This is a genomic window from Bradyrhizobium sp. HKCCYLRH1030, from assembly GCF_051168395.1.
Classification (GTDB): domain Bacteria; phylum Pseudomonadota; class Alphaproteobacteria; order Rhizobiales; family Xanthobacteraceae; genus Bradyrhizobium.
The window spans coordinates 58,354-63,458 of the sequence record NZ_JBNPUY010000012.1; the positions used below are offsets into that span (position 1 = coordinate 58,354).

Annotated in this window: 4 protein-coding genes; all 4 read left to right on the forward strand. The window is 62.2% G+C overall.

The features are described 5' to 3' along the window. Nucleotides 1-420 precede the first annotated feature (420 nt). Nucleotides 421-2,700, forward strand: a complete 2,280-nt coding sequence (locus ACQR1E_RS29000) for a TonB-dependent receptor (RefSeq protein ID WP_316195245.1) — start codon at nucleotides 421-423, stop codon at nucleotides 2,698-2,700. Between the two features lie 332 nt (nucleotides 2,701-3,032). Next, a complete protein-coding gene (locus ACQR1E_RS29005) occupies nucleotides 3,033-3,263 on the forward strand; it encodes an MbtH family protein (protein WP_315717422.1) in 231 nt (76 codons plus the stop codon). Nucleotides 3,264-3,283: 20 nt separating this feature from the next. Further along, nucleotides 3,284-4,012: a thioesterase II family protein gene (locus ACQR1E_RS29010; RefSeq protein WP_316195243.1), complete on the forward strand. Its 729-nt coding sequence runs from the start codon at nucleotides 3,284-3,286 to the stop codon at nucleotides 4,010-4,012. Between the two features lie 165 nt (nucleotides 4,013-4,177). Beyond that, nucleotides 4,178-5,062, forward strand: a complete 885-nt coding sequence (locus ACQR1E_RS29015; RefSeq protein WP_316195241.1) for a TauD/TfdA family dioxygenase — start codon at nucleotides 4,178-4,180, stop codon at nucleotides 5,060-5,062. Nucleotides 5,063-5,105 lie beyond the last annotated feature (43 nt).

The following is a 5,105-nucleotide window of genomic DNA, read 5'->3' on the forward strand; positions in this document are numbered from 1 at the left end:
GATGCCTTCTCCGATCTGCGCGTGGCGCGGCGGAGATGTGGCGCATTTGAAAGCAAAGATTGATTCAAAAGTGGCAATGTGATTAGTTATCATCGTACGATTGATCGAAATTATTTCGATGAGTTCGAGACGATCGGTGTCGTGGGTTGTATCAGCCGACGCGATCGCATCGCTCTTCCCCGCGACATGCGCTTCTTTTGAAGGCTTCAAAGAAGCGGAGGGAAAAGAATCTCGTAGTAGCGACAACCTATTGAGCTGATCGATTCGGCGAAGCTGTCGCTCGTTAGACGAGTTCTACGTCGCGCGACGCCGTCCTCAAATACCTGTGTGTTAGGACCACCGACGAGCCGAGTTGGAACTTGGAATGATCGGGGTGTCAGGATGGTCTGTCGCATTTGGGATAAAGACATTGGATTGACGATGTCGTTGGGACTTGTGAGCTCATTGGCGCTCACGCTGAATGTCGGAGGCGTTCAATCGGCCTCTGCGCAGACCAAGCTCCCCGATGTGACCGTCGACGCGCCGAAGCCGAAAGTCCGGCAGACCGCCTCGAGACCGCAGACGACCGCGACGCGGACCGCTCAGCAGCGCCGCGTCGCTCCGCGCAACCTGCCGCCGACCGCCCCGGTGGCCTACGTGACGCCGTCGACGGGAACGGTCGGCGCGCCGCCGTCGCCCTATGCCGGCGGCCAGGTCGCGAGCGGCGGCGGCCTCGGGCTGCTGGGTAACCGCGGCGTCATGAACACGCCCTTCAACCAGACGAGCTTCACCTCGCAGTTGATCCAGAACCAGCAGGCGCGCACGATCCGCGACGTGCTGATCAATGATCCCTCGGTGCGAACGATCCAAGCCGCCGGCGGCGGCGCCGACAGCCTGTTCATCCGCGGCTTCTACTACGACAGCGGCGACTACGCGCTGAATGGCCTCGCCGGCATCGCGCCGTATTATTCGACGGGCGCCAACTTCATCGAACGGGTCGAATTGCTGAAGGGGCCGGCGGCTCTGCTCAACGGCATGACGGTCGGCGGCACTGGCGCCTCAAGCGGCGGCGCGGTCGGCGGTAGCGTCAATCTCGTCACCAAGCACGCGCTCGACACCGACATCACGCAGCTAACGGCGACCTATGCGTCCAAGACGCAATTCGGCGAGCAGATCGACGTCGGCCGCCGCTATGGCGAGCACAAGGAGTGGGGCGTACGGCTGAACAGCAAGTATTCGAACGGCGATACCCCCTGGAACCGGCAGACCGACGAGTTCGGCAACGCCCACCTCGCCGTCGACTATCATGGCGAGAATGTCCGAATCGATGCCGATGTCGGCTATCAGGCGGACAAGCTGAATCCGCCGCTGCGATTCTTCGGCGTGGGTACTGCTGTCACCAGCATTCCGTCGCCACCGTCGTCCGGCACCAATTTCCAGGTGCCGTGGGCGTATTATGCGCCGACCGATTTCTTCTCGACGGTGAAAGGCGAAGTCGATCTCAACGATCGTATCACCGCCTATGCCGGATTCGGCTATCACGACAGCAACATCAACTACCGTTATCCGTCGCCGGTCCTCTCGAGCAACGCTGGCCTGTTGTCCGGGACTCCTGGAACGGGAAGCGAGACGTACAAGACGTACGCCGGGGAGGCTGGCCTGCGCATGACCGCCGATACCGGCCCGATCAACCATGCCGTCAATGTCGGCTACTCCATCACCGACCGCACCTATACCCAGCAGGTGGTCTCCGGCAAGATGCCCAACTGGAGCCTTTACAGCGAGCCGACCAACATCGCGTTGCCAAGCTTTCCGACGCTCCAGGCCAATCAGACCGTCGGCGCAAATCTCTGGAGCATCGGCGTCTCCGACACGATGTCGCTGCTGAACAAGCGGATTCAACTGACCGTCGGTGTGCGCAGACAAACGGCGGGAACGGAAGTCACGAATCTCGTTACTCCAGCATCGAGCCGCCCGTTCGAGGACACCTCGGTGTGGACGCCAGCCTATGCGCTCGTGGTCAAGCCCGTCGAGTTTGTGTCGCTGTATGCCAACTACATCGAGGGCCTGCAGACCCCGACCGTCGTTGCCGCCGGCTATGCCAACAGCGGCACGGTCTTCCCGCCAGGGCAGACCAAGCAGGTCGAGACCGGCATCAAGGTCGACTTCGGCCGAATCACGACCACGGTCAGCGCATTCGATATCTCACGCCCGAGCGTGATTACCACGAGTTCAGGGGGAGTGCTGACTCAAGAGCTGAATGGCCGGCAGCGAAATACGGGCGCCGAGTTCAACGTATTCGGCGAGGTCACGCCGACGCTGCGGCTGTTGGGGGGCGTGGCGTATATTCACGGCGTGCAGGAGAAGACTTCGGGCGGCCTGACGGACGGCAAGCGGGCGATCGGCGTGCCCGAGCTCACCGTGAATCTCGGCGCCGAGTGGGATACACCGTTCGTGCGGGATCTGACGCTGACGGGGCGAGTCGTCTACACCGGTGCACAATATGTCGACGCGGCCAACAAACTCTCGCTGCCGGATTGGACACGCGTCGACCTGGGCGCCCGCTACACCTTCACCTCGCCCTGGAACGGCAAGCCGATCGTTCTGCGGGCGAGCGTCGAGAATGTATTCGACAAGGCGTATTGGGCGTCGGCCTATAGCGGTGTGATCACCCTGGGGGCGCCGCGCACCTATCTCGTTTCCACGACGTTCAATTTCTAGGACGTCGATACGCGTTGGCGATGATGAGGCCGCCGCATGACCATTGTGCGGCGGCCTTGTTAGTCTGAGCGATGCGGACGGCGTTCAATTCCAATCTGATAAAGATTTGCGTAACTCATCGATCGCGTTGAGGCGTGATCATATCCGCGGTTACAACGCGATCGGGTCAGCAAATCATCTCGTTGGAGCCGATGCATCCTGATGTTGAATCGTCACCTACGTGTCACCTTGGAGAGATTAAAAACTTCGATCGGCGGTATCCTTTTGACTGTCATTATCAACTGCATTACTCGTAGTTCATCAACGTCGTTTGTTAGTAGGAGTAGCCGGGCATGATGGTCTTCGACAGAGATGACGTCACCTTCACCGTCGTCGTGAATCACGAAGAGCAATATTCGATCTGGCCAACGTTCAAGGACATCCCGAACGGGTGGACGGCCGTCGGCGTGACCGGGAGCAAGAAGGAGTGTCTGGACCATATCGAACAGGTGTGGACCGACATGCGGCCGCTCTCGCTGCGGAAATTCATGCAGGAGAACGCCCAGGCCTCTGCCGAATCCTGAAGCGAAGGAGGCTGGATGCCATGCGGCTGATCTGTTTGCCCTATGCCGGCGGCAGCGCCATGGTCTATGCGCGCTGGAGGAGAGCTCTTCCGTCCTGGATCGAAATCGTGCCGCTGGAGCTGCCCGGACGGGGCGCGCGGATGGACGAGCCGCTGCAAACGGACGCGGCAGCATTGGCCGATCAGCTCGCGTCCGAACTGATCGGGACGCCGTTGGCGGAGCCTTACGTCCTGTTCGGGCACAGCCTCGGCGGCTTGCTCGCCTTCGAGCTGGCGCACAGGCTGCTCGCGCTCGGCGCGCCAAAGCCGCAGATGCTGCTCGTGTCCGGAACGGAGGCGCCGGCCGTGCGCGACGGCAGCCGCTGGCGCGAGCCGCTCGGTGACGACGCATTGCGCGAAGAGCTTCTCAGGCTGAACGGCACGCCGCCGGAGGCGTTGCAGAGCATGGAGATCATGCGCGGCACGCTGCCGATCCTGCGGGCCGATTTCCTGATGTGCGGGAACTACGTCTATCGGCGGCGTCGGCCCTTGCCGTGTCCGCTGCACGTGTTTGGCGGAGATTTCGACGAGACGCGTGCCGAGGCACTGGAGGCGTGGCGGGCCGAGACCTCCGGCGCGTTCGGTCGCGACATGCTGCCGGGCGACCACTTCTTCATCCATAGCCGACAGGCGGATCTGCTGAAGCTCGTTGCCGCATTGCTGGCACGTCGGGCATGGCCGGGACTCGCCGTTGCTCGCGCGGGGCCTTGAGCGGCGTGCCGAAAGCACGACCCAGCCGGAAAAGCCGGCCGGTGAAGAAACTTCGATGCTGAAATCGACGGGAGACGGGGAGAAGTCATGTTCGCAATACAATCTAAAATAGAACAAGAATCGCTACCGTTCCTTCTGCGGGCCAGCCGCAGGCAGCAGCCGCTGATGGAGGCCGTCAGCGAGGTCCGCGACATGATCGAGCGCCAGCTCTATGCGTGCGGCGGAATTCTCTTCCGTGGCTTCCATCTCGACGGCGCCGAGGCGTTCAGGAGCTTCGCCGCGAGCTTCGGCCATCCGCTGCTGTCCTATGATTTCGGCTCGACGCCCCGATCGCAGGTCAGCGCCGGCGTCTACACCTCGACCGAATATCCGCCGCACCAGAGCATCCCGCTGCACAACGAGCAGGCCTATACGCGCGACTGGCCGATGAAGATCTGGTTCTATTGCGAGCAGGCGGCACAGCAGGGCGGTGAGACGCCGGTCGCCGACAGCCGGTCGATCCATCGCGACATGCCGGCCGCGATCCGTAACCGCTTCGCCGAGCGGGGCGTCATGTATGTCCGCAACTACGGCAGTGGACTCGATGTCGACTGGCGACAGGTGTTCGGCACGGAGTCGAAGGCCGAGGTCGAGGCCTATTGCGCCTCCCATGCAATCGCCTGCGAATGGAAGGATGGCGACGAGCTACGGACGCGGCAGGTCTGCCAGGGGACGGCGGTGCATCCCGTGACCGGGGACATGGTGTGGTTCAATCAGGCGCATCTGTTCCACGTCTCCAGCCTCGCGCCCGAGGTTCGGGAAAGTCTTCTCGACATCGTCGGCGATCCGCTCGAGCTGCCGCGCAATGCGTTCTACGGCGACGGCGCGCCGATCGAGGACGAGACGCTGGCCACGGTCAGAGCCGTGCTCGACCGGCACAAGATCGTCTTTCCCTGGCAGACCGGCGACGTCGTCATGCTCGACAACATGCTGACGGCGCACGCGCGCGAGCCATTCAAGGGGCCGCGCAGGGTGATCGTCGCGATGGCGCAAGCCCATCGCGTCAATTGAGCCTGCGGCATCGATCCTCACGTTGTCATCGGACCTTTGGAAA

Excerpts from the sequence above, each read along its gene's own strand:
- ACQR1E_RS29000 (WP_316195245.1), top strand. The coding sequence starts at position 421 with ATGTCGTTGGGACTTGTGAGCTCATTGGCGCTCACGCTGAATGTCGGA.
- ACQR1E_RS29005 (WP_315717422.1), top strand. The coding sequence starts at position 3,033 with ATGATGGTCTTCGACAGAGATGACGTCACCTTCACCGTCGTCGTGAAT.
- ACQR1E_RS29010 (WP_316195243.1), top strand. The coding sequence starts at position 3,284 with ATGCGGCTGATCTGTTTGCCCTATGCCGGCGGCAGCGCCATGGTCTAT.
- ACQR1E_RS29015 (WP_316195241.1), top strand. The coding sequence starts at position 4,178 with ATGGAGGCCGTCAGCGAGGTCCGCGACATGATCGAGCGCCAGCTCTAT.